This window comes from Nostoc sp. FACHB-152 (assembly GCF_014697475.1).
Lineage (GTDB): Bacteria > Cyanobacteriota > Cyanobacteriia > Cyanobacteriales > Nostocaceae > Nostoc_B.
This window is the reverse complement of record NZ_JACJRV010000001.1, coordinates 365,505-390,375: the sequence shown is the minus strand read 5'-3', so window position 1 is coordinate 390,375 and position 24,871 is coordinate 365,505. Positions and strand designations below refer to the sequence as shown.

General features: G+C 39.8%; 17 protein-coding genes and 1 pseudogene. 9 read left to right on the top strand and 9 right to left on the bottom strand.

The genetic code is table 11. The annotated features are described in order from the left end of the window. Window positions 1-94: 94 nt before the first annotated feature. The 5 genes and pseudogenes from H6G76_RS38195 to H6G76_RS01500 all read left to right on the top strand — a co-directional run. Window positions 95-1,690: pseudogene (locus tag H6G76_RS38195) on the top strand (PAS domain S-box protein); the annotation flags it as partial. Beyond that, window positions 1,670-5,203, top strand: coding sequence for a PAS domain S-box protein (locus tag H6G76_RS01515; protein WP_397333973.1), 3,534 nt, complete (start codon window positions 1,670-1,672; stop codon window positions 5,201-5,203). The pseudogene H6G76_RS38195 and the gene H6G76_RS01515, both read left to right, overlap by 21 nt. Continuing rightward, window positions 5,196-6,413 carry an EAL domain-containing response regulator gene (locus H6G76_RS01510; RefSeq protein WP_190694545.1) on the top strand — a complete coding sequence of 406 codons (1,218 nt, stop codon included), beginning with the start codon at window positions 5,196-5,198 and terminating at the stop codon, window positions 6,411-6,413. Before H6G76_RS01515 ends, H6G76_RS01510 begins: the two co-directional genes overlap by 8 nt. A 189-nt stretch (window positions 6,414-6,602) precedes the next feature. Beyond that, the gene (locus H6G76_RS01505; RefSeq protein ID WP_190694543.1) at window positions 6,603-7,781 is read left to right on the top strand and encodes a response regulator; all 1,179 of its coding nucleotides are present in this window, start codon (window positions 6,603-6,605) and stop codon (window positions 7,779-7,781) included. 423 nt (window positions 7,782-8,204) lie between these two features. Further along, window positions 8,205-10,529 carry an NACHT domain-containing NTPase gene (locus H6G76_RS01500; protein ID WP_313934735.1) on the top strand — a complete coding sequence of 775 codons (2,325 nt, stop codon included), beginning with the start codon at window positions 8,205-8,207 and terminating at the stop codon, window positions 10,527-10,529. Between the two features lie 136 nt (window positions 10,530-10,665). Here H6G76_RS01500 and H6G76_RS01495 read toward each other — a convergent pair whose 3' ends face one another. Next, complete coding sequence (locus H6G76_RS01495) at window positions 10,666-12,132, bottom strand: pentapeptide repeat-containing protein (protein WP_190694541.1); 1,467 nt, start codon at window positions 12,130-12,132, stop codon at window positions 10,666-10,668. Between the two features lie 206 nt (window positions 12,133-12,338). Further along, window positions 12,339-12,950: a pentapeptide repeat-containing protein gene (locus H6G76_RS01490; protein WP_242056285.1), complete on the bottom strand. Its 612-nt coding sequence runs from the start codon at window positions 12,948-12,950 to the stop codon at window positions 12,339-12,341. A gap of 413 nt (window positions 12,951-13,363) precedes the next feature. Here H6G76_RS01490 and H6G76_RS01485 point away from each other — a divergent pair, with 413 nt between their 5' ends. After that, the gene (locus tag H6G76_RS01485) at window positions 13,364-14,560 is read left to right on the top strand and encodes an FAD-dependent oxidoreductase (RefSeq protein ID WP_190694537.1); all 1,197 of its coding nucleotides are present in this window, start codon (window positions 13,364-13,366) and stop codon (window positions 14,558-14,560) included. A gap of 26 nt (window positions 14,561-14,586) precedes the next feature. Here the strand turns inward: H6G76_RS01485 and H6G76_RS01480 are convergent, their stop codons facing one another. Both H6G76_RS01480 and infC read right to left on the bottom strand, forming a co-directional pair. Continuing rightward, on the bottom strand, window positions 14,587-17,607 hold the full coding sequence (locus H6G76_RS01480; protein ID WP_190694536.1) for an MFS transporter: 3,021 nt from the start codon (window positions 17,605-17,607) through the stop codon (window positions 14,587-14,589). A gap of 317 nt (window positions 17,608-17,924) precedes the next feature. Then, a complete protein-coding gene (infC, locus tag H6G76_RS01475) occupies window positions 17,925-18,458 on the bottom strand; it encodes a translation initiation factor IF-3 (RefSeq protein ID WP_190692985.1) in 534 nt (177 codons plus the stop codon). Window positions 18,459-18,976: 518 nt separating this feature from the next. On the opposite strand from infC, the gene H6G76_RS01470 reads away from it, so the two are divergent. Continuing rightward, window positions 18,977-19,906, top strand: a complete 930-nt coding sequence (locus H6G76_RS01470) for an alpha/beta fold hydrolase (RefSeq protein WP_190694534.1) — start codon at window positions 18,977-18,979, stop codon at window positions 19,904-19,906. 54 nt (window positions 19,907-19,960) lie between these two features. Here the strand turns inward: H6G76_RS01470 and H6G76_RS01465 are convergent, their stop codons facing one another. Next, window positions 19,961-20,323 carry a BON domain-containing protein gene (locus H6G76_RS01465; RefSeq protein ID WP_190694532.1) on the bottom strand — a complete coding sequence of 121 codons (363 nt, stop codon included), beginning with the start codon at window positions 20,321-20,323 and terminating at the stop codon, window positions 19,961-19,963. A gap of 278 nt (window positions 20,324-20,601) precedes the next feature. Here H6G76_RS01465 and ilvN point away from each other — a divergent pair, with 278 nt between their 5' ends. Both ilvN and H6G76_RS01455 read left to right on the top strand, forming a co-directional pair. Beyond that, window positions 20,602-21,120 carry an acetolactate synthase small subunit gene (gene ilvN / locus H6G76_RS01460; protein ID WP_190694530.1) on the top strand — a complete coding sequence of 173 codons (519 nt, stop codon included), beginning with the start codon at window positions 20,602-20,604 and terminating at the stop codon, window positions 21,118-21,120. A gap of 11 nt (window positions 21,121-21,131) precedes the next feature. Then, complete coding sequence (locus H6G76_RS01455) at window positions 21,132-21,281, top strand: hypothetical protein (RefSeq protein WP_190694524.1); 150 nt, start codon at window positions 21,132-21,134, stop codon at window positions 21,279-21,281. Here the strand turns inward: H6G76_RS01455 and H6G76_RS01450 are convergent. The 4 genes from H6G76_RS01450 to H6G76_RS01435 all read right to left on the bottom strand — a co-directional run bounded on the left by H6G76_RS01450 (window position 21,278) and on the right by H6G76_RS01435 (window position 24,601). After that, window positions 21,278-22,099 (bottom strand): methyltransferase domain-containing protein, encoded by an 822-nt coding sequence (locus H6G76_RS01450; RefSeq protein ID WP_190694522.1) that lies wholly within the window; start codon window positions 22,097-22,099, stop codon window positions 21,278-21,280. The two genes, H6G76_RS01455 and H6G76_RS01450, sit on opposite strands and share 4 nt — an antisense overlap. A gap of 59 nt (window positions 22,100-22,158) precedes the next feature. Further along, window positions 22,159-22,761, bottom strand: coding sequence for a hypothetical protein (locus H6G76_RS01445; RefSeq protein ID WP_190694521.1), 603 nt, complete (start codon window positions 22,759-22,761; stop codon window positions 22,159-22,161). 43 nt (window positions 22,762-22,804) lie between these two features. Then, window positions 22,805-23,833, bottom strand: coding sequence for a glucokinase (locus H6G76_RS01440; RefSeq protein WP_190694519.1), 1,029 nt, complete (start codon window positions 23,831-23,833; stop codon window positions 22,805-22,807). Window positions 23,834-23,953: 120 nt separating this feature from the next. Beyond that, entirely contained in the window at window positions 23,954-24,601 is a 648-nt protein-coding gene (locus H6G76_RS01435; RefSeq protein WP_190694517.1) for a histidine phosphatase family protein, read from the bottom strand. Between the last annotated feature and the right edge of the window lie 270 nt (window positions 24,602-24,871).

Below are 24,871 nucleotides of genomic sequence, written 5' to 3'. Positions count from 1 at the left end.
ATAAAATTATTAATTTAGTCATTAAATCCTCAAACATACTGGAATAAACTAACGTTAGATAACTATTAATTTATGATAGCTATCCTGATTATCTATGCATACCCTCAAACAAATTCTCTGGCAACAAAGTTTAGAGTCGGTAATTGATTTTTCTCCACTCACGGTTCAGCCGGAAACATCAGTGTTAGAGGCGATCGCACTGATGGCTAAGAGGGGTGTCGGAGTTTTGGTAGAATCCTTTTCGCAGGTGGTAGGATGGCTAACAGAAAAAGATGTCGTCAAGCTAATAGCTTCAGGTATTGACTGCAAAACTACCAGAATCGCTGAGGTAATGCAAACTTCAGTAATTACATTGAAGTTATCGGAATTTCACAATTTAACCACAGTACTTTCACTGTTGCGTCAGCATCAAGTCAATATAGTGTCGTTTGTTGACGATGATGGTCGATTAATTGGCATAGTTACACCTGAAAGTATTTGTCAGGCATTAGAACAATCAGTTGAGCAGACCGGAGATAAAAATTTAGAAAACGCCGAGCGACTGCGTTTGCTAGAGTCAGCAGTGGTAAATATTAATGACTCTATATTAATCACTCAAGCTCATGTTTCAAATGGCAAAATAGAACCTCGGATAGTGTATGCCAATGCGGGATACACCAAGATGACTGGCTACACCCTAGAAGAAGTAATTGGCAAATCACCCAAGTTTTCACATGGGGAAAAGACTTGTCGGGCTGAAATGCAAAGACTGTTTGCAGCAGTGGAAGCTGGGTTGCCCATTAGAACAGAGTTACTTAGCTATCGCAAGGATGGCTCAACATACTGGGCGGATATGAACCTAGTGCCGATTCGGAATTCTCAAGCACGTATCACGCACTTTGTGGCTGTACATCGTAACATCACAGAGCGAAAACTGGCAGAAGAGAAGCTCAAGTTTAGTGAAGAACTATTAAGGCTATTGACAGAAAATATTCCCCAAGTCTTTTATGTCTGGGATGCTAATCAGCAAAAAATCCATTATCTTAGCCCAGCTTATGAAAAAATTTGGGGTAGAAGTTGCGATCGCCTGTTAGAAAATCCCCAATCATATTTTGCGGCAATTCATCCCCAAGACCGCGATCGCATAGTTGCGGCCTTTCAACGTTTATTAACTGGCCAATCTGTCACAGAAAGATATCAAATTATTCGCCCCGATGGTGAAATACGCTCTCTTTCTAGCAAAATTTTTCCAGTATTTCATGAAGATGGTCAAATTTACCGCTTTGTCGGGATAGATATCGATATAACTGAACGTATCCGCACAAAAGCTGCAATGCAGGAAAGCGAACGACGATTTCGGGCGATTTTTAACGGTACATTTCAGTTTTCTGGATTACTGACATCGGAAGGAATTGTACTTGAAGCTAATCAAGCCCTACTTAACTTTGGGGGACTAAAGTTGCAGGATGTAGTCGGGAAACCATTTTGGGAAACCCAATGGTGGAGCAATTCAAAACAAACACAAGATAAATTAAAACAGGCAATTGCGATCGCTACTAGGGGCGAATTTATCCGCTACGAAGTTGACATTCTCGGTGCTAACCAAACAGTAAAAACCTTAGATTTTTCCCTTAAGCCCCTCACAGATGAAACAGGTAAAATCATACTCTTAATTGCCGAAGGCCGAGATATCACTCAACTGAAGCAAGCACAAGCAGCCCTCACAAAAGCAAATTTAGAGCTAGAAAAGCGAGTTTTTGAGCGAACCACGGCTTTACAGCAGACAAATCAGCAATTATTATTTGAGATTGCCGAACGCCAAATCATAGAAGAGCAACTACGGCAATCCCAAAAAATGTTGCATTTAGTTATGGATACTATTCCCCAAGGCATTCTCTGGAAAGACCGCAATTCTGTTGTTTTGGGTTGTAATCGTAACTTTGCCAAATTAGTTGGTGTCGAAAAACCAGAAGAAATTATCGGTAAAACAGGCCATGATTTTCTGCATGACAAATCAGAAGCAGATTTTCATCGAGAGTGTGATGTTAGAGTCATCCAGACAAATAAACCTGAGCATTACATAATTACACACCTGCGGCAAGTCAATGGTAGACAAGGTTGGATAGAAATTCATAAAATCCCACTGCATGATGCCGCAGGTAATGTAGTTGCAGTTCTGGGTACGGTTGAAGACATCACAGAACGCCAACAAGCACAAGCAGCTTTAGAAAAAAGCGAAGAACGTTTTCGCTTTTTGGCAGAATCTATTCCTCAACAAGTATGGATTTCTAATGCCAATGGCAACATCGAATATGTTAACCAAAGGGGTCTAGACTATTGTAGTTGTACTCCAGAGCAAATTCTTGGTTGGGCGTGGCAGCAATGGCTACATCCAGATGACTTACCCGAATGTTTAGCTCGCTGGCAAGTATGTTTAGCCACAGGACAAGAGTTTGAAGGAGAATTTCGCTGGCTTAGAGGTGCTGATCAAACCTATCGCTGGCATCTGATGCGTGCCATACCTTGGCGTGATCAAGAAGGTAAAATCAACACTTGGTTTGGTACTACTACTGACATTCACGATCGCGTTACCGCCGAACTAGCTCTCAAAGATAGCGAACAACGCTTCCGCAACTTAGTTGAATCTAGCTACGATTTAATATGGGAAGTCGATCAAAATTGTGCATACACCTACGTTAGTCCCAAAATCCGCGATATTTTGGGTTACGAACCAGAAGAAGTTCTGGGCAGAACACCTCTGGATTTTATGCCACCAGAACTACAAGAAGTATTAGCACCAGGTTTTGCTGCAATTTTGGCTGACCCACAACCATTTCAATGCTTAGAAAACATCCAAGTTCATCAAGATGGTCATCAAGTAATTTTGGAAACCAGTGGCGTTCCAGTCTTTGATACATCTGGTAAATTCATTGGCTATCGCGGCACGAATCGAGACATCACAGCTAGAAAACAGGCTGAAACTGCATTACGAGAGACTCAACAGCAGTTACAGGCAATTTTAGATCACTCCCCGACGGCAATTTATGTAATAGATACTGACAATAAATATGTGTTGATTAATCGTCATGGGACACAACTATTAAACAGAACCCAAGAGCAAATAATCGGCACAAGTATGTACGATATATTGCCTAAAGAAATTGCCGATGAATTTGTAGTAAATAACCAGCAAGTACTTACTAATAATACTCCCATAAAAGTTGAAGAAGTACTCCCCCTTGATGATGGGTTGCACACTTACTTCAGTGTTAAATTTCCTTTAAAAGATGCTCATGGTGTTCCTTATGCTGTCTGTGGAATTTCAGCAGATATTACCGACCGTAAATTAGTAGAAGAGTCTTTAATTCGCTTTCATCAAGCGATAGATGGCACTAGTGACGGTATTTGTATGGCAGAAGTCACTGGTAACGTCATTTATGTCAATTCTGGGTTTACTAAAATATATGGATACGCTTTAGCAGAATATCAAGCTGCTGGTGGAGCAGTTGGTCTGTTCAAGTATCGAGCAGAATTAAATAAAGTATTAGCTGTTATTCAACGTGGTGAGTCTTGGCGTGGTGAAGTGACAATGCAAGCCCGTGATGGTCGGCTTTTAGATATTTATTTACGTGCTAATGCAGTTAAAGATACTACTGGCAAAATTACCGGGCTAGTGGCTATTCATACTGATATTACCCAACGCAAACAAACAGAAGAAGGTTTACGACTACGAGATCGCGCGATCGCCGCCAGTAGTAATGGTATTATTATTGCCGATGCCAGCATTCCCAACGGCCCAATTATTTATGTGAATCCTGCATTTGAGCGCATGACTGGTTACTGTGCAGATGAAGTTATCGGTCAAAACTTTCAGTTATTCCAAAGTGCAGACATCGAGCAATCAAGGTTAAAAGATCTGAGTGCTGCCATGCAAGCAGGGAGAAACTGCACTTTTATTTTCCGCAACTATCGTAAAGACGGTAGCTTGTGGTGGAATGAACTCAACATTTCTCCAGTGTATGATAACGATGGTACGCTCACTCATTACATTGGGATTCAAACAGATATTACTGAGCGTAAACAGACAGAAACAGCCCTACTAGTTAGCCAACAAAGACTGCAATATTTACTATCTTCCAGTCCTGCTGTTATTTATACGACTAAAGTTAATGAAAATTTTAGTGCTATTTTTATTAGCGACAATGTTAGCATCGTCACTGGTCATCAACCACAAGACTTTACAACAGAGAGTAGCTTTTGGGTGAGTCATATACATCCAGAAGATGTAACCTATGTTCTTGCCGAACTAGCAAAAATTTTGCAGCAAGAAAATTACAGCTTAGAATATCGCTTTCTCCACAAAGATGGCACTTACCGTTGGGTATATGACCAAGGCAAATTAGTTAAGGATGAGGCTGGTAATCCAGTAGAATTAGTTGGTTATATGGCAGACATTACAGAACGCAAGCAATTAGAACAAGAACTGAGAGTAGCACTAGAAAAAGAAAAAGAACTTAACGAACTCAAATCTCGCTTTGTTTCTATGACTTCCCATGAGTTTCGCACACCGCTAAGTACCATTCTCTCTTCCTCAGAGTTACTCGAACATTATCGTTATAAATGGACTGAGGAAAAACAACTTACCCACCTGCACCGCATTCAAGCCGCAGTACAACGGATGAATGAGATGCTAAATGATGTATTAGTCATCGGTAAAGCAGAAGCAGGAAAACTAGAATATAAACCAACCGCTTTCGACTTAGTTAAATATTGTTTACATATTGTCGAAGAAGCACACCTGAATCAGAATAATAAGTGTTTAATTTCGTTTAAAAGTCAATTTCCATCCATACCATGCTGCATGGATGAGAGATTATTAAGCCATATTCTGAGTAACTTACTCTTAAATGCAATTAAATATTCTCCAGAGGGTAGCACTGTTAACTTTAAGCTTGCTTGTGAGGATGAGCAAGCAATTTTGGAAATCCAAGACAGAGGAATAGGCATTCCTGTTGAGGATTTACCACATTTATTTGAATCTTTTTATCGTGCTAGGAATGTGGGTAACATCGTCGGGACGGGATTAGGGTTAGCAATTGTCAAAAAGTGTGTATATTTACACAAAGGTAAAATTTCTGTCACCAGTGAATTAGGAGTTGGCACAACTTTTACTATCATACTGCCGTTAAATTATGCAATGCAAATCGGGAAACAAGATGGTTAAAATTTTAGTCATTGAAGATGAAGAATCCGTGCGAGAAAACCTCTTAGATTTGCTAGAAGCAGAGGATTTTGAAATTGTTGCCGCCGCTAATGGCAAAATCGGCGTAAATTTAGCCTTATCCGAGATTCCTGATTTAATTTTGTGCGATATGATGATGCCGGAAGTTGATGGCTATGGAGTGCTAACAGCATTACGGCAAGACCCCTTAACAGCAACAATTCCCTTTATTTTTTTGACTGCAAAATCTGCCAAAGCTGATTTTCGCCAAGGTATGGATATGGGTGCAGATGACTATCTCACTAAGCCATTTACAAGGGCTGAATTATTAAGTGCAATTATTAACCGCTTAGAAAGACAAGCTACTTTAAAAAAGTATTTATCCGCACCAAAAGAAAAGGTAACTAGACATTTATCCCCAAAAATCCAGTTACAAGAAATTACCTTGCAAAAAGTTATTCAACACAAGAGATTTCATGAATTTGAAGTTTATTATCAACCTATAGTTGATATTGATTCTGGACAAATAATTGCAGCCGAAAGTTTATTACGTTGGGAAAGTCCTGAATTAGGTTCAGTTTCACCAACAGAATTTATCCCAATTGCCGAATCGACAGGTTTAATTGTCCCAATTGATCAATGGGTGTTAGAGAACGTTTGCCGACAAATTAAAAGCTGGCATGATGTTGGGATTGGTTCTTTGACAGTGACAGTTAATTTATCAGTAATTGAATTTAATCAGATAGAGTTAACTGCCAAAATAAAGGAATTTCTCCAAATAAATAATCTAGAACCACAATATTTAGAAATAGAACTAACTGAAAGCATGATTATGCAAGATATAAATAGTGCGATCGCAACTATGAATAAATTACAATCTTTAGGAGTTAAAATTGCCATAGATGATTTTGGAACAGGCTATTCTTCGCTAGTTTATTTAAAAAATTTACCTATTAATACTTTGAAAATTGACCGTTATTTTATTCATAACGTATCTATAGATATTCAAAAATCTGCTATTACTAAAGCTTTAATTGAAATGGCCCATAACCTTAATATGCAGGTAGTTGCTGAAGGTGTGGAAACAGAAGAAGAACTAAATTTTCTGCGTGACAATCACTGTGATGCTCTCCAAGGTTTTTTATTCAGTCGTCCATTACCAGCAGCAGACTTTGAAAACTTTCTTTGGAGTAATAGACATTTATATATATGAAATTTATAGAAAATTTAAGTTTAAACTTGTTAACTATATAGAATTTTTGTTTTACTCTAGGCAACATAAATATATAATTTTTTATAAATCAAGTGTTAACTATTTAGTTTTTAATAAAATTAAAATTAATATACTTTCTCAATTATGATATGTTTATTTTTAAAATTTTATTAATGCAATTATATATATATGAGTAAAATTTTAGTAATTGAAGATGATATAAATGTACGTATTAATATTATAGATTTACTTCAGGCTGAGAATTTTAACGTTATCACAGCAGAAAATGGTTATCTCGGTCTGCAATTAGCACAAACAGAAATTCCTGATTTAATAATTTGTGACGTAATGATGCCAGAATTAAATGGCTATGAATTCGTCAAAGCATTACGTCAAAACCGCAAAACAGCAATTATTCCTTTAATTTTCTTAACTGCTAAATCGGAAAAAACAGACTTTCGCAAGTGTATGGAATTAGGTGCAGATGATTACATCATCAAGCCTTTTTCTAGAACTGAGTTATTGGCTGCCATTACTTGCAGATTAGAAAAACAAACAGTAATTTATCAACGGGCCCAAGAACAATTAGATAATTTGCGTAATAGAATTACTCTATCTCTGCCTCACGAAATGCGAACTCCCCTCAATGGAATATTAGGGTTTTCTCAACTCCTCATGGAGGAAAGTGAGCGTTTAGATACAGATTCCATTAAAGAGATGGCAGATTTTATTCATCAATCCAGTCAGCGTTTATTTCAATTAATCCAAAAATTCCTTTTATATGCAGAATTAGAAATTATTGCCACCGACCCGCAGCGTCTCAATGAAATTCAAAGCAAATCAATAGATTTTCCTACAGAAAATTTGGTTAGTTTGCTAATGGAAAGAGCCAAAAATACTGGTAGAGAGGCAGATATCCAAGTAAAGTTTGATCCCTGCCGCATCAATATTTCCGGAAATAAAATTACTAAAATTATAGAAGAATTAATTGATAATGCCTTAAAATTTTCAACCAATGGAACGCCAATTACCATTACAAATCAAGTAACTAACAATAATTTTAAGTTAACAGTGAGCGATCGCGGGCGAGGTATGAGCGCAGATCAAATTGCTGAGTTGGGTGCTTATCAGCAATTTGACCGCAGACTACATGAACAACAAGGCTCAGGATTAGGATTAATCATCGCCAAACGGTTAGCCGAATTACATGGTGGCGCACTCAAAATTTACAGTAAACCGCAAGAACAGACTATTGTTACCGTTACACTTCCCTGTAGCCCACGAGAAGCATCGATTAAAAATGACCAGCCTTACCATCAAACACGTTCAGAAATTTCCAACAATACGATCTACCCCTATTTGGTATAGCACTCCTCAATCATTCGTAAATAGCAAAAAAACATCCCCGACTGGTTAAACAGTCGGGGATTGTAGCCTCTTATATTTTTATTAATTAAATAAAATTACTATATATAGCAGTCAAAGTATAGGATAGAACAAAAATTAAACATTCAACACGGAGACTAAGCGGCTTTCAAACCTGTTCTTATTCCTTGCTCTCAGAATAAAACTTAACAACTACATCAAGCCTTATACATACAACTTAAATAAAAGCTTGGGCATCGCTCAAGTAGCGATAGCTTATTGGGCAATGCCTTCAGCTAGTTGGGTATGTAGATTTGGCTGACTCGAATACTATTATGTCTAGCCGATGTATGAATTCATGTTAGGGTTGATGTTGAAATTAACGTATAACTTGTATAAGTTGTATACGAACAAGTAAATTTTTCGGTGTACAGTGGTAAAAGTATGGCAAGGCGATCGCTCCAAGCATCAGCTGAGGGTATCAGAAAAGCAAAACAAGCTTTTAAGCGCAAAGGCTGGACACAAGAATACCTAGCAGCTGAGGTAGGTTTAGAGACTCGCCAAGCTATCTGGAAGTTTTTTACTGGTAAGCCCATTGACCGTCACGTTTTCAATGACATCTGCTTTGTCTTGGAACTCGACTCCTCAGAAATTATCCAACCCATAACAGATGATGAATCAAATCTATTGGATATCCCTCTAGATATTGAAACCTTAGTCCAAAAACTGCGGTCTGTTATTCACGAAAATATTCAAGCGCAGTGCGGTACTGTGCAACTTTTGGATATTCCGCGACCTATTAACATCAACGATATCTATATTGATGTTGATATCCTTGAAGAAATTAACAGCCAAAAATGGTTGGAAATTAGCAAATTTTGTAACTTGTGTGATGATGAAAATTGCGCCTTAGGTGTAACTGACTTGCTGCAAACTAGAGTTTCGGCACTGGAAGCCGCCAGTAAATATACCAAACTCATGGTATTAGGCAAGCCAGGTTCTGGGAAAACTACATTTTTGCAAGCAGTAGCTAACAGTTGTAATCAAGGGCTATATCAAGCTGATCATCTACCCATATTTATTCGTCTGCAAAACTTTGCTGAGGATATTCAAGGGCGTACAAAAATTAGTTTATGGCAATATCTACAGGAATATTTTCTCAATTTTGGTATTCATGAACGAGAACTATCTATAGTCTTGGCTCATGGTAAAGCCTTAATTTTATTAGATGGCTTAGATGAAGTGATTGAAGAAGATTGCGAAAAAATAGTTCATAAAATTCGTCAATTTACTGAGAAATATTACAAAAATCCACTAATTATTACTTGCAGATTAGGTAGCCAAAATTACAAATTTCAGGGTTTTACTGAAGTAGAAATTGCTGATTTTAATCAACCACAAATAGCCAAATTCGCCGAAAAGTGGTTTTGCGCCACTGCCAAAAATTCTGCCGCCGCGTCAGAATTAGCGCATCGATTGATGCAAAAGCTAGAACTAGCAGAAAATTTGCCCATTTTAGATTTAGCAGCTACACCACTGTTACTGAGTTTTATTTGCTTAGTATTTCTGTTTAATGGTGACTTGCCAGCAAATCGTACTGAATTGTATAAAGAAGCCTTGGATTTATTGCTGGTGCGTTGGGATGAAGTTAGAGGTATTAAAAGAGATAATAATTTATCGTTGTTACATAAAATTAAATTGCTCAGTTATTTAGCTGTAAATAGTTTAGCTCAAGGCAGTTATTTTCAATCCGAAGCTAAACTCAGGCAACTAATTACTGATTATTTACGGCAAATTTCTACCGAGCCAACTGATTTAGAGGCTTTAGAAATAGAAAGTGCATCTGTATTAAAAGTACTAGAAAGTCATTATGGAATATTAATTGAAAGAGCGCGAGGTATCTACTCTTTTTCTCATGTAAGCTTGCAAAAATATCTTGCAGCTAGGGGAATAGTTACTAACATCAATACTCAAACACTGCCAGAATTTTTAAATCACTTGAGCGAAAAGCATTGGCAGGAAGTATTTTTATTAAGTGCAGGTATATTAAAACCTGCGGATGATTTATTACTGGCAATAAAACAAAAAATTAATAGTTTAGCTGTCAAAAATGCCAAATTATATGGATTTCTCACTTGGTTAGAGAAAAAAGCAGCCTCAGCAAATGCCTTATATCATCCATCTGGTGTACGTGCTTTTTACTTTACTCTTGCCTTACCTTCAGAACATCCTTTAGCTAGAAACCAAGATTTAGCAATATTGTTAGATCATCAGTTGGCTGGTAATTTAGCAGAAGATTTGGCATTAGACCTGGCTTTGATTCATGCCTTGACTGTCAGTTTAGGAATAACTGCTGATATATTTTCTGTGAGATTTTCTGCTTTAAGTTTAGCCCTTGATTTGAAACATTTATTAGTGAACCAACCACATTTACAAACATCACTCCAAGAACTGAAAAACCAGCTACCCTTACCAAGCCAAGGTAGAGAAGTTTTAAAACTCTGGTGGCAAGCAAATGGCAAAGAATGGACTGAAGCATTACGCACTTTGATGATTAATACTCGCCAAATTGGCCATAATTGGCAGTTCAATCAACAAGATTTACATCACATACAACAGTATTGGAATGCTAACAAATTACTGTTAGATTGTCTTAAAAGTGCTGCTGATATTTCTCCTAATCTCCGCAATTCTTTAGAGACAACTTTGTTTTTAGTAGATGAGGAAAAGAGGTTAGAGACTAGGGGCTAGAGGCTAGTAGTCTGGCAACCCATGTGTGGTGGTGAGCAGAGGAGAGGTTATAGCCTAATCTCCCCTGCATCCCTGCTGCCGCCACACAGAAATTTTGGTTTGTTAGACCACTAGCCTCTAACCTCTAACCCCTAACTTAACCAGACTGTCGCCAGTGGGTTGGGGCTTCAACATCATCCGGTAGACGAGTTGTGCGATCGCCTACTGCCATGCCAATCTGTTGAGAGTCTAAGTTTTTCACCCCCGTCAAGATGGCACCTTCTAACTTGACATCGCAAAGGTTTGCCCCAAATAAATTTGCGCCGATTAGGTTAGCACCAGACAGGTTAGCCGCATAAAGAATTGCCCGATTTAAATTAGCTCCCATGAGGTTAGCTTGATGTAAGTCAGCTTCCGTCAAACTAGCCTCAGTCAGGTTGGCAAAGAAAACTTCTGCTTGTTGGAGTTTGGCAGCATTTAAATTTGCTCTTTGGAGGTTAGCACCATTGAGGTTTGCCCCTTGCAGGTTAGCACCAATTAATCCTGAAAGACTTAAATTGGCTTTACCTAATTTTGCTCCTTGTAAGTTAGCCAGAAACAATTTTGCACCGGAGAGGTTAGCAACTTTCAAAGTCGCCTGTTGCAAGTTGGCTTTATAAAGATTCGCTCCTTGCAAGTTGGCTGCACGTAAACTTGCCTGTTGTAAGTCGGCTGCACGTAAGTTGGCGCCACAAAGATTGGCGCGATTTAAGTTTGCACCTTGTAAGTTGGCTCCCCGGAGGTTGGCTTTGAGCAAATTGGTTTCATAAAGCATCGACCGAGCCAGTTTAGCGCCATGAAGGTTAGCACCAGACAAGTGAGAACCGCGCAAATCTGCACCGGAAAGATCTGCACCGCGTAAGTCGGCTCTTTCTAAATTGGCTCCTAGTAAATCTGCTTGCCTAATATCTGTGTTACGCAAATCTAGTTTTTGGTTTTCTAACTCTAATAAAGAATTACGCCTACCAATGACTGTCAGTGCCGCTTGTACATCCCGGCGAATTTTCGGTGCTTCTTCATGGGGATGAGGTTCTGGCTGCTTTGTGCTTAATACCTTACGTGTTTGCTTGCCCCAATATACTGGTGCTGCATCTTCTGTAACTATGTTTTCTTGAGAAATACCAGTATTCTCACGCACAAAAGCAGCCAAGATTTCCATAATTGTCCAATGTTCTTTCGGAAAATCTTGGGCAATGCGTTCTAAAACATAAATTGCACCTATCCGAGTTTCAATCCTCTTATGACCAAGTTGAGTAATTGCAGCCATAAAGCGTTCGGCAATCAACCTGTCTTGAGAGATTTGGGCATTCTGGATACTCAATTCTACGTTTTTTTCGGCAGCGATCGCACTTTTATGCATTGCTGCCGCGCGCTTGCCTGCATAATAAGCATTAATCATGACTGCCAATCCTAAAAACATAATGGCAGTGCTTGTTAATGCTTGGCTTCTATATTGCATTTGTTGCGGAATTGATAATTCCTTTTTATTAGAGGCAGCAAAAACAATTAGATTTAACGCCAGAGTAAATATAACTGTCGTAGCTATCAACCAACGCAATATTTTGTCTGTCTTATTTGCAGACATAGCAGTAATATTCCTCACAACATAGAATTATTACTTAGAGATTTGGATGAGTATACCATTTCGCCAAAAATTTGAATATGTATTCCTAGATTTTTATTGATGCTATTGTCTTCTTGAACTTGTTTTTGTAATGATATTTTGACTAAACCCTTTAGGTACTCTTAATTTATTTGCAAAATATTTATCTATACAGAGTTTATATACTATTATCCGGAAAATTTCGCCTCTCGGAGATTGGCTTGCTCAAAGTTGGCTTCCTGTAGATTAGCTTGCTGCAAATTGGCCAGATATAAATTCGCTCTGATCAGATTTGCCTTTGACAGATTAGCCTCAGACAAGTTAGCTGCACTTAAAATTGCACCAGAGAGGTTAGCACCAGAGAGGTTTGCACCAACGAGGTTAGCTGCACTCAAAATTGCACCTGAAAGGTTGGCACCAGAGAGGTTGGCACCAGATAAATTAACTTGATAAAGGTTTGATGCAGCCAGGTTGGCTGCACTGAGATTTGCGCCTTGCAAATCGGTATAACTTAAATCAATTTGTTCGTTTTCCAAGCATTTTTGGGTATCTAGTTTCCTGATCATACTGAGAACAGCTTGAATATCAGGATCAATTTTGGATGATGGCATACTCTTCACCTCTTTTTGAGCTATATGAGGAGCATTCTGACGCACAAAAGCAGTGAGAAGTTTAACGACTTCTTGCTGATATTGAGGATATTCTTGAATAATTTGCTCTAACTTATAAATTCCAATCACTCTTTCATCTATTATTTGATGTTCTAGATATGCACTGGCAATACTTAATCTTTTTGTCAATTCTAGACGTTGTTTTTTATCTGATATGTAACCTATCCCTGGAAAAATCTTTTTAAAGATAATTTTATCATTTGAATGCTTCTTTGCTATATTATAAGCATTTAACAGATGGGTTAACATTTACAGATGAGCATGATTGATATAGGTTATTGTCTATGCATTCCTTAATTTTCGTCATTAGTAAATCTAATGATTATTGGAAAATTGCCATCATAAAATATTACTAAATGTATAGTAGTGTATCTTTTGATTCTTATGGTTTTGTGTGGAATTAAGTTTAGTAAATAAGAAAAATCATTAAAAAATAATATTTATGTATACCTGTATAATCACTAGTTGAATAATAAAATCGAAATTAATTAATACTATTAAATTATCCTCAGAAGATACAGCAGCCGTCAATCAATTGAGAAATGCAGCGAAATTACCAGCCAAAAATTAAACACTTAGTATTAGTTGGTGGTGGTCATAGTCATGCCATAGTGCTGAGAATGTTCGGCATAAAACAATTACCTGATGTGCATTTAACCTTAATTACCCCAGCATCAGATACACCCTATTCTGGAATGTTACCAGGACACATTGCTGGGTTGTATAGTCATGATGAGTGCCATATTGACTTGCGTAAATTGGCGAATTTTGCTCATGCACAACTATATATAGACAAAGTGATTGGTCTAGATTTAAACAATCACAAAGTGATTTGTGCTAACTGTCCTGCTGTAGATTTTGATGTGCTGTCTATTGATATTGGCAGTACTCCATCGACAATATCTGTATCTGGAGCCACAGAGTATGCAATTCCAGCTAAACCAGTAGCAAAATTATTAGAACATTGGGATGAATTACTCCAAAGTTTAGCAGCTAATCCTCAACAAAAAATTAGGCTAGCGATTGTCGGTGGCGGTGCTGGCGGGGTGGAATTAGCGTTATCAATGCAAACACATTTGCAGCAGATTTTGTTGGCAAATCAACAACCTATCCAAAATATCCAAATTCATTTATTTCACCGCCAAAAAGAACTTTTACCGCAACATCATGCTTCAGTGCGGCGACAGTTAAAACAAATTTTGAGCAGTCGAGATATTCAGCTGCATTTAGGGGAATCTGTATCTAAAATTGCTCAAGTTGCTGAAGAATTATTTGAAGTTAAATGTGAATCTGGATTAACAGTAGAGTGTCAAAAAGTTTTTTGGGTAACACAAGCATCAGCACCAGACTGGTTAAAAACCACAGGCTTAGGTACTGATGAAAAAGGGTTTATTTTGGTAAAAGATACATTACAATCTCAAACTCACCCGCAGGTATTTGCAGCTGGAGACGTTGCCACAATGATAAATCATCCGCGTCCGAAAGCTGGAGTGTTTGCAGTGCGTCAAGGTAAGCCTTTATTTGAAAATTTGCAACGAATTTTATTAGGCAAACCACTCAAACCTTATCAACCACAGCAACAATATTTAAGTTTAATTGGTACAGGTGACAAAAGAGCGATCGCCACTAAAGGAGCATTCACTTTACCACCTCACCCTTTATTGTGGTGCTGGAAAGATTGGATTGATCGCCGCTTCATGAAACGCTTCGATAATTTACCAGAAATAGATAGATACTAAGCGGCTTCAAACCTATTGCCTATTACCTATTTCCTATTGCCTACTGCCTGTTTCCTACGAAATTTTTCCATTAATTCCTTAACTTGAGTCGCTACCAGTGGGTGTGAATCTTTTTGTAACTTAGGTAAGATTTCTCGCAGAACACGCTGTGAAACTGCACTTAAATATGCGATCGCAGCTTCGCGCACAAAGCCAGTCGGGTGACGTAAAGCTACTAAAATTTCGTGACTCGTTAGGCGGATGTGGCTAGCTTGCGCTAAATGGAAGCAGCAGGCCAAGCACCAATCAGAGAGAAAATTCTCTAAACTGAGCATTTTCTTTAATCGTTCCCTAATTGGCAGTGGTTGATATTCCACTAAACCAGCTTCTACCAAATAATGGAGCTTTTCTTGGTGCGATCGCTTGTCTAAAATATTCAACAATAGGGGTTTTATGGACAGAGTTATAGTATGTTCTAAAATTTCTAATCCCCTGGCTATGTTCACCCCAGAAGGCGATCGCAAATTAAACGCCGCAGCTTGCATCTTTTCTGGAGAATACAGCAGTTTCAACAGCAGCAATAACCTCTCTCTACCATCCATTTCTAGTTCTAACAATGACCGTTGTAGCAAATCGCAAACAACTACCGCTCTCTCTGGTAATGGATGGTTATTTAGAGTTTGTGGTGTTTGCAAGTCAAGATAAGCCGCATAAATTTCGCCTAAAAACTTCAATTCTTGCTCAATTAAACCTTCTACCCTAGTCTGTTGGAAACGGTCTACTCTATTGTCGGCTTCTGGTTGTGTTTGTACTTTCAATAAGCTACGCAAAATTTGATATCTGGTAGCACCCCAAGATTTTTCTAAATGTAACCATAAAGCCTCGATCGCTTCTAAAGTAGGAATTTGAGCAATAGTCCGCCACGCATACATCCGTACTACTTCGGGTTTATAAGTATTAGTAGCCAGTTGTAACAGCATATCTATAGCTTCATTCTCTAGTTTGATCAGGCTACGCATCGCCGTACTGCGGGTTGATTTATAGTAAAGTGCCGCTATTAATGCCGAATAGTAATCTTCTAAACGAGTAGCTGCAATCATTTCCAAGACAGCGCAGCGCACCCGTAACGATTCATCCTGCAACAAATTCGGGATGTGAATCCGCAGTGCTTGCAGATAAACAGTTTCTCTGAGGGCTTTGACTCCATTAATCCGTTCTCGTTCTTGCTTATGGGTGAGCATCCTTTGCATAGTTTTGGTAGCTGCAACCTTTTGCATCGGTGTTCCCTGACGTAAGATGAGGGCGGCGGCAGTAGCGCGGATGAGAGAATGGTGTCGTGCTTGTAGGTATTCTTCTAGTTGGCTTAAATTGGGATTTTCCTCAGCCAGCCAAACATAACGCAATGCTAATGCTAATACTTCGGGATCAATTTTTTCTTGGGGCTGTTGGATTAACAGTCGTACTTCTGGGATATATGCAGGATTTGCCCCACCCATGAACATGACTTCTAAACTTTGACGCTGTAACTGGGGCGATAACTTAAATAGTAGTGGTGCTAAAACTTGCGCTGCGCCTTGGAGATCAATTTGAGCTAATAATTCAATACAGGAGTGTTTATCTGTAGCATTACCTTTTTCAGTTAGAGCTTTAACTACCCCTTGCTTAAAGGCACGCAAGCCCACATTGGATGCACTCAGTTCTCCTCGTTCTGCGCTCAAAACCAATAACTCAACATAACGCGATCGCAGCACAAAAATCACCGCTAAACAGATAGCCGCAGCCAATACTGTTTCAAAAACAAATACCCATTCTTGTAGCCCTGGAGGCAAAATTCGGCGGCAAACAAACAAAGTTCCCAAAATTATTATCCCAGTGCCTCCAGTGGCGATCGCTTCGGCTGTACCGCCAGATAACGCTTGCATCCGGCTGCGTAGTCGTTCTGGAATGGGTTGATATAGCACTGGGCCGCTACTCACAACAAAGGTATAGCGCAGCAGTTCATCACAAAATTTTAAACTTACCAATCCCCAAAAAATGCCATAGGAGTGCAAAGCGGGAAATAAATTTAATAAGGCGATCGCAGATGGTACAACAAAACCCACACTAATGGGTAGCAGCATGGCTGTAAAAAATACACCTCTGCGCTCGATGAGTCGGCTGGAGACAAACCATTGAGTTGCCAACTCACATAGACCCACGATCCCGCCAAATAGACCCAAGAAACTAGCGAGATCGCGATCGCCTAAATTAGATTTCAATTCTCGCAGATATTGAAAATCTACTAACAGCCCAATTACTTGTAAAAGACCAACAAAAGCAAATAACTGCCAAGTATAGCGACGTAGTGGTGCTTGAATGCGCCGATATCGAGAAGCCTGTTCATGGGGAACTTCTCGTTGTGGTGCTTCAGGAAAAGCAGCTCTGTACTGATTGCTTAAATAAGCTAAAATTCCTGAGCCTAAAATAATCAATCCACAGGACAGGATAATAACTTGCTCAAGTTTGACGAATTGTAAGAGCCACGGCAAGCTAAAGCCGCTAATTACATCTGCTACTAGCAAGCCACTGCTAACTAATGGGTATGTGCGTTTAATCTCGCGGATGTTGAATATTTGGTTAGCTACGATTGAGGTGTTTAGGTCGTTAACTACATAAAGTCCATCTACCCATAGCCGCAGGACAAACACCAAAATCACTGTCAGGTAGGAAATGTGTAATCCATCACGCAATATTACCAAGAACATTAAAGGCACGATCATACAAGGTGCGATCGCTACTACCACCCAGCGCAAAGGAAATATCCTTTGCAGCCAAGAATAGACAAACACCAATCCTGCACCCATTGCTGCACTGGCAATGTACATCCAAGGCAACGGCCCAGCACCATATTCATCTAAAAACAGTGCGACTGTACTATCCTCTGCCCATCGCAACCCGATAGATACAGTTGTGTAAAAGGCAAACATGATCAGAGTCCGTTCGCCTTCTTCTGGTCGAAGATTTACCCACTGTAGTAGCCGTGAGAGAACACCTTTATTGACACCCAACGAGTGACGTTTCAGTTCCATGCCGTTTAACTTTCTGATATCACCCCGCAACAGGCTGCTCAAAGATGAGGGATGAAGGAGCAATGGGAGCAGGGGAGGCTGAGAAGGCTGGGGAAGCAGGAGAAGAAATTTTTTCTTGTCTCCTTTCCTTTTTCTTAGCCTCCTTTTCTACTCTTCCTCCCTTATCCAACTCTAAAAAAGCAAGAGTCCTGAGCAACTGAGTATTATGTTTCCCTCTCAGCACTCAGGACTATCAATTTTAGATAAACTTCTCCGACTCTTCGGTCGTTATGCTATTGCTAGCAGTCAATATGCGTTGTGTTTAAAAAGCTAAAACATTACTTTTTGGGAGAAATCAGCATCATCATATTTCTTCCCTCTTTTTTGGGTGCTTGCTGCACTTCCCCAAAAGGCTCCAAATCTGTAGCCATGCGCTTGAGCAATGTTTCTGCTAAGTCACTGTGTTGAATTTCTCGACCCCGAAACATCACAGTGGCTTTGACTTTATCACCGTCTTTCAAGAAGCGTTCTGCTTGTTTAACACGCACGTTATAGTCGTGTTCTTCTATCTTGTAGCGCATCTTGACTTCTTTGACATCAGCCGTGTGTTGCTTTTTCCGGGCTTCCCGCGCCTTTTTCTCTTGTTCAAACTTGTATTTACCGTAGTCCATGATTCGGCAAACTGGCGGGTCAGCCTTATCACTCAGCAGCACTAAATCTAGCTCCTTTTCTTCTGCTAGTTGCAGTGCTTCTTGAGGAGTGATAATTCCGAGTTGGGAGCCATCAGTATCAATGACTCGAATTTTCGGAAAGCGGATTCTTTCGTTAATTTGGGGCAGATCGCGAGTTCTTTTTTTCTCAATCACTGGCATTATGATTTGTGGGAGCTCTCTTTTTAGAATAAGGTTTAGGTTTTGGTTGGTATGCCTCAGAAGCACAATACTTAAATAACTGAGGACTTAAAAATGAGACTCTGATTATAGAGTAACTAATCTATAGCCTAGTTACCAATGGCTGTATTTGTCATTCTACTCATTCTGAGATAATTTCTCTGCAATAGTTAACTAAAATCAAATAATCTAGAGAAGCATTAACTATTGTAACAATTATTTTACTAGTTAATGACAGCTTAAAGGCTATGGATGTTCCCAGGATATCAAGTTTTGAGCAAATTTCAATTCTTCGGTAAAGGTGACATTCTATACATTTATACTATAACCAAAAGTATGTAGTAGTAGGGTGTGTTGTCGCCTAGCGCAACGCATCATCCGAGATTCGCGGTGCGTTAGGACATCAATAACAGACCCTACCAAATTCGGCCCCCTGCCTCTTCTCTATGTTCAGCTTTTATGATGGGTATTAGTACAGTGCTGATACATGGGAGGCAAGTTTGACAACTGCAATACACTGGCAGCAACGAGTCGGTAATCAAAGAGATTGGGTTTGGCGGGGCTGGCAAACTCGTTATACCTATATCAGACCTAGCCAAAGTGACGACAAGACAACGCCCTTAATTTTACTACATGGATTTGGTGCTTCTATTGGTCACTGGCGGCATAATTTAGAGGATTTGGCACAACACCACACGGTCTATGCCTTAGATATGTTGGGCTTTGGTGCTTCTGAAAAAGCTCCAGCAAATTACAGCATAGATTTATGGGTAGAGCAGGTGTACGAGTTCTGGCGGACATTTATTCGTCAACCTGCTGTATTGATAGGAAATTCTAATGGTTCATTGATTTCCTTAGCGGCGGCGGCGGCGCATCCTGATATGGTGCAGGGAATTGTGATGATGAGTTTACCTGACCCATCATTAGAGCAAGAAGCGATACCTCCTGTTTTACGCCCCGTTGTCACAGCCATCAAAAATATTGTGGCTTCACCGTGGATATTGAAACCAGTATTTCACTTTGTACGCCAACCTAACTTTGTACGTCGCTGGGCAAGTTTGGCATATGCTAACCCCGAAGCCATCACCGATGAATTGATAGAAATTTTGGCTGGGCCTCCCCAAGATAGGGGTTCAGCAAGGGCATTTAGTGCCTTATTTAAAGCTGCGATTGGGGTTAATTTTAGTCCTAATGTCAAAGCTGTATTGCCAACATTAACAATTCCGATGCTGTTAATTTGGGGACAAAAAGACCGATTTGTTCCCCCAGCCCTGGCTAGTCAGTTTGCTCAATACAACGAGAAATTAGAACTACTAAACCTAGATAATGTGGGGCATTGTCCCCATGATGAATGCCCAGAACAGGTTAACCAAGCCATTTTAGATTGGATTAACCGATGTCTTGGCGATCGCCAGCCATCCCAGACATAAAATTAGGATTAACTTTCATGGGTAATTAACCCCTCATTTTCCTATCTAGAAAACTTAGCCAATCTGAACTTGATTTGTATCTACGCCGGTAGCACCATTCACTGAACGAGCTACAGAAACCATTTTGTTGAGAATGTCTTGGCTAGGAACTTTGCCTTTTAGGACTACAGTCCCACCTGTTTGAGCAACCCAGAGAGTATCTACGTCATCAAGCTCCTGATTTTGATCAAAAGCTAATGCTACACGCTTGGCTAAACCACTTTGGTCATATTCGCCATTTAACCCAATTCTTTCTGGTGGAATAGACTGAGTAGCTGTAGGTGCAGCCGAAACACCTTGTGGTACTGCCTGCGGTTCCGGATTTACTTGGGCATTTTGAGGTTTTTCTAAACCAAACAATCTTTTTAACCAACTCATATATGCTGCTCTCCTATGAAAGTTCTATAACATTCTGAGAATATAGGTTTTTAGCCCTAATCTTCATCTGTCAAGGAAAAGATTTGCTCTCAAGATGGATTCTGCTTTCAGTATGATTTATCCAAAACTTTTCTTTAGCTAGTGGAATGAGTGCCGCTATAAGTTTAGAATAGGAAATCTGAGTTATTCATGCAAAAATTTAGTTTAACAGTACGTGTAAGGTGGCGATTAGCTAATGCTTGCGTTAGTAATAGCTGCCTGAGCCTGTGTTGGCAAAGATGAAACATACCCTTTCTGTTTTGGTAGAAGATGAGGCGGGTGTTCTGTCCCGCATTTCTAGTTTGTTTGCCCGTCGGGGCTATAACATCGAAAGCCTTGCTGTGGGTCAAGCCGAGCAGGGAGGAATTTCGCGCATTACGATGGTGGTGGCTGGTGACGATCGCATAATCGAGCAAATCACCAAGCAACTATACAAGTTGATCAATGTCCTGAAAGTACAGGATATTACTGAAACTCCCTGTGTAGAGCGGGAATTGATGCTTGTGAAGGTGAATGCTACTAGCATCAACCGCTCAGAAGTGATTGAATTGGCTCAAATTTTCCGGGCGCGAGTCGTAGATGTGGCTGAAGATTCCCTCACTTTGGAAGTGGTGGGAGATCCAGGGAAGATGGTAGCGATTGTGCAGGTGCTACAAAAATTTGGTATTAAGGAAATAGCCCGGACTGGCAAAATTTCCCTCACTCGTGAATCGGGTGTAAATACTGAATTGCTGAAGTCTTTGGAAGCAAAGGTTTAGGTAGGTGATAGGTGATAGGTGATAGGGGACAGGTGACAGGTGACAGGGTTAAAAGTCCTGTAATGTGTAATATTGTGTTGGCTGTTGCTATAAGAGCGATCGCACTCTTACCAATCAGGTTTTGGGATGTTGAACCACAGGTCAATTATCTGTGGTTTTAGGCTGGTTTGCGGGCGATCGCAAAAAGGCTAGTCCCATCATTCCAAATACCTTGTTCTGTGGCTAATGCTTCTAATTGGGTATCATATTCCGCCTGGGCTTTTGCTAATTGTTGTGGCGATAGCTGCGATAACGGGTTAGGGAATGTCAGGCTGGAATTGATAGTCCATCTTTGCTTTGCTTGCTCCAAAGTAATATAGTTACCATACTGCTGGGTTGAAATTTTAATTGCTACAAAGCCAGCGTTTGTAAGTAAATCAGCACACTTTTCAACAGTACCTATTGACTCGTTAGCTGAAAATTTTACATCATATTTTTCTAATACATTTTGTAAAACAATACCTACTGTAAATGCTCTATCTCCGGGTACATGGATAGCAATTAATCCATTTGGTTTAAGCAATTTATGCCAAAGCCGTAATGCAGCCAACCTATCTGTCATTAAAGGAAAAGCATTAGCACACAAAATACAGTCAAAACTGTTGTTAGAAAAATTGAGGGCTTCAGCATCGGCTAACTTAAATTCAAGATTGCTCAGACTTAATTTTTCTGCTTTGCGCCTAGCTTGGTCAAGCATTGCTGGAGAAATATCTACAGCAACAACGTGACCATCTCCAACTATTTGAGCTACTTTTAAGGCAACATGACCCGTCCCAGTGGCAATGTCTAGCACTTGTTGCCTATCACTAATTTGTGCATACTCCACAAGACAATAGGCTATTTTTCTATGCCATTCACTTTCATCATATTTATGACTTCTATCATTGTAAGTATTAACTATTTGTTGCTTATAGTCATCTAGGTTTATTTGATTATTCATCTTTACTAGTAACTTTATATGGAATGCCTTGGATTTTTATCCAAGGCAGGTCAATTATCTTATTTTTTCAAAACTACTTGGAAAGAATTTAAATATCCCGTAATAGTTCTATCTAAGAATTTTTGTTGCTTTTTAGTAGTAACTACCATGACTTGATAAAGTCTCCCTTCCGCAACATACATCCTACTTCTGATAATTTTGCCTCTACCATTAACATACTCAATTTCTTTACCTGGATGACCATTGGAACTACGAATATTACGCTGACGAATTAAACTGCTTTTCGTAGTTTTTAAAGCCATATACTGGGCTTGATCCAAAATAGTTTGGGGATTGGTCATTTTGCCATAACTATGGGGAAAATCATTGTAAACAACTAAATAGGCAACTTCTTGCTTTGGTGGTTCAGCTGCAAATATTTCTAAGTCAATTTCTCCTATTTGGGTTTTTTGAGTTTGGGTTTTCTGGTTAGGTACCCCAGGCATCAAAACGGTGAAACGTCCATCCGGCGCACGGAATAGCTGCCATTTTGGTTGGACTGGTTGAGTTAGAGTTACTTTCTTTTGGGTGACTGGTGGCTTAGGCTGACTCGCTTCCACAACGAAAGAACCACCGCAGACAAATGCGGCGGCAATTAATGGGAACAATCTTTTAAATGTCATAGATTTTGCTCTGCCGATGCAGATATCACTGATGATGCTAGTGTTATAACCTAGCAGCACACAAAGCGGCACCTATTAATCCTACTTGGGGGTTGAGAATAATATATACAGGTATTTCTTCGAGAATGGAACGCATTCTACCTTTTTGGCTGAAGTTCAACAAGAAGTTACCGTTTTGAATCAATGGCAAGATTTTAGGCGCAATTCCGCCAGCAATGTATAAGCCACCATAAGGCAGAAGTTTTAGGGCAAGATTTCCGGCTTCTGCACCATAAGCATCGACAAACAGTTGTAGAGTTTGTTCACAGAGGCGATCGCTTTTTTGTACTGCGGCTTTACCAATCGCTGCACCGGGATCGACGCTTTTTTCTTGCTGTCCGGCTTCTTGTTCCCAAGTTCTGACGATTTTGGCGATTTCGGGTGATTCGACGGCGTGTTTGCGATCGCGCAAAAATTGATAAATAGAAACAATCCCCATTCCTGAAACGACTCGTTCTACAGAAACACGCTGAATATCATGTTTATCCAGCAAGTATTTCATCAATTGAAACTCTAACTCGGTGCGGGGGGCAAAGTCGGTGTGTCCACCTTCGGTAGGAAAAACTTGATAGTGGTTTCCCTGCTTGATTAAGAAACCTTGGCCTAAACCAGTTCCAGCACCAATAACGGCAATAGGGGCTTCAGGTATGTATTTGCCAGATTGTAGAGTCAGTACATCATCTTTACCCAAACCGAAAATGCCATAGCCAACCGCAGCAAAGTCGTTAATTAAAGAAATAGACGCAATGCCTAATTCTTGGGCTAAACGTCCGGTATCGAGAAACCATGCTAAGTTTGTGAGTTTAGCAGTGTTGTTGACTATTGGCCCGGCGATCGCAAAACAGGCTTTTTGCGGAGTTGGTGTATTAGCTTTGTGCAAAAACTGCTGCACTATCGGTACTAAATCTGGAAAATCACTGCTGCGGTAACTTTCTTCATAAATATTCTGTAACGCTGGTGATTCTTCTGATTTTTCCACCAATCGCAAAATGGTTTTTGTGCCGCCGATATCTCCTGCTAGTAATAAAGTCATAATAGTAATTTAGTTGCTGTTGTTCTATTCCTAATTAAAGGATGGAGTTGACAATGAGACTTGATTAATAGTGAATTTTCTTATGCTTTGTGTTTCCAGTCTTCTGCCATGTTGAAGAATTTAGGCAAATCTAATTACTTCTTCTATCTCAGTTAAATGAGAAGTGTCTCCCTTTAGTTCTAGCAACCATTCGGGGCCTTGAAGCACAACCTTGACTAAGGAACATAAAGAAGCCTTCACTTCGGTTTTAGCAACTTCACCCACTAACCCCATTGCTGCTCCTAAAACAGAAGCACCATGAGCGACTAATAAAATATTCTCAGGAAAAAATTCTGTTGCTAAACATCTGGCCGTTTGTCCTGAACGCGATCGCACTTGTTCGTGAGTTTCAGGATATTTCGCAGCAATGCGAGGTGTGTAGCTGGTATCTATTCTAGGAAATAACTCTTTTAAGGCTGAAACTGAAAGCCTTTCTGGTTCTTCTGTCATCCAGGCAGGGTTTAGCCATTCACTCAAGCCTGTTTCTAAATTAATCGGCAAATCTAGCATTTCTGCCACTGCATTCGCTGTTTGTACAGTTCGCAGAAAGGGAGAAGCGAAAATATGGGCAATTTTCTCTGTTTTCAAGCGTTGGGCTAATTGTTTTGCCTGCACGAAACCATCATCAGACAGTGGCGGATCGTAGCGTCGTTTGGCGGTAAGGAACCAATCAGGGTTAACAAAATCGAGGCGGTTGGCGTGTCTTGCGATCCAGACTATTTGACTCATGGGTTTATTTAAGGCAAGTTGAGTTCACACCTATGGATGGATAGGTATTTTAAAAGATGGGTGCAAACTAAATATATGACATATTTTGTAATGTTTTGTAATCAATCTCAAAGAAGTTAGGGGTTAGAGGTTAGGGCGTGTTTTCAAACTCTTCATTTTGCCTCCTAACTTTTTAGATCCCCCTAAATCCCCCTTAAAAAGGGGAGGGAGTGCGTTGGGCGGGTTCCGCGACTTGAAGCATCTGCCGTGGACTTTAAGAGTTTCTTAGCC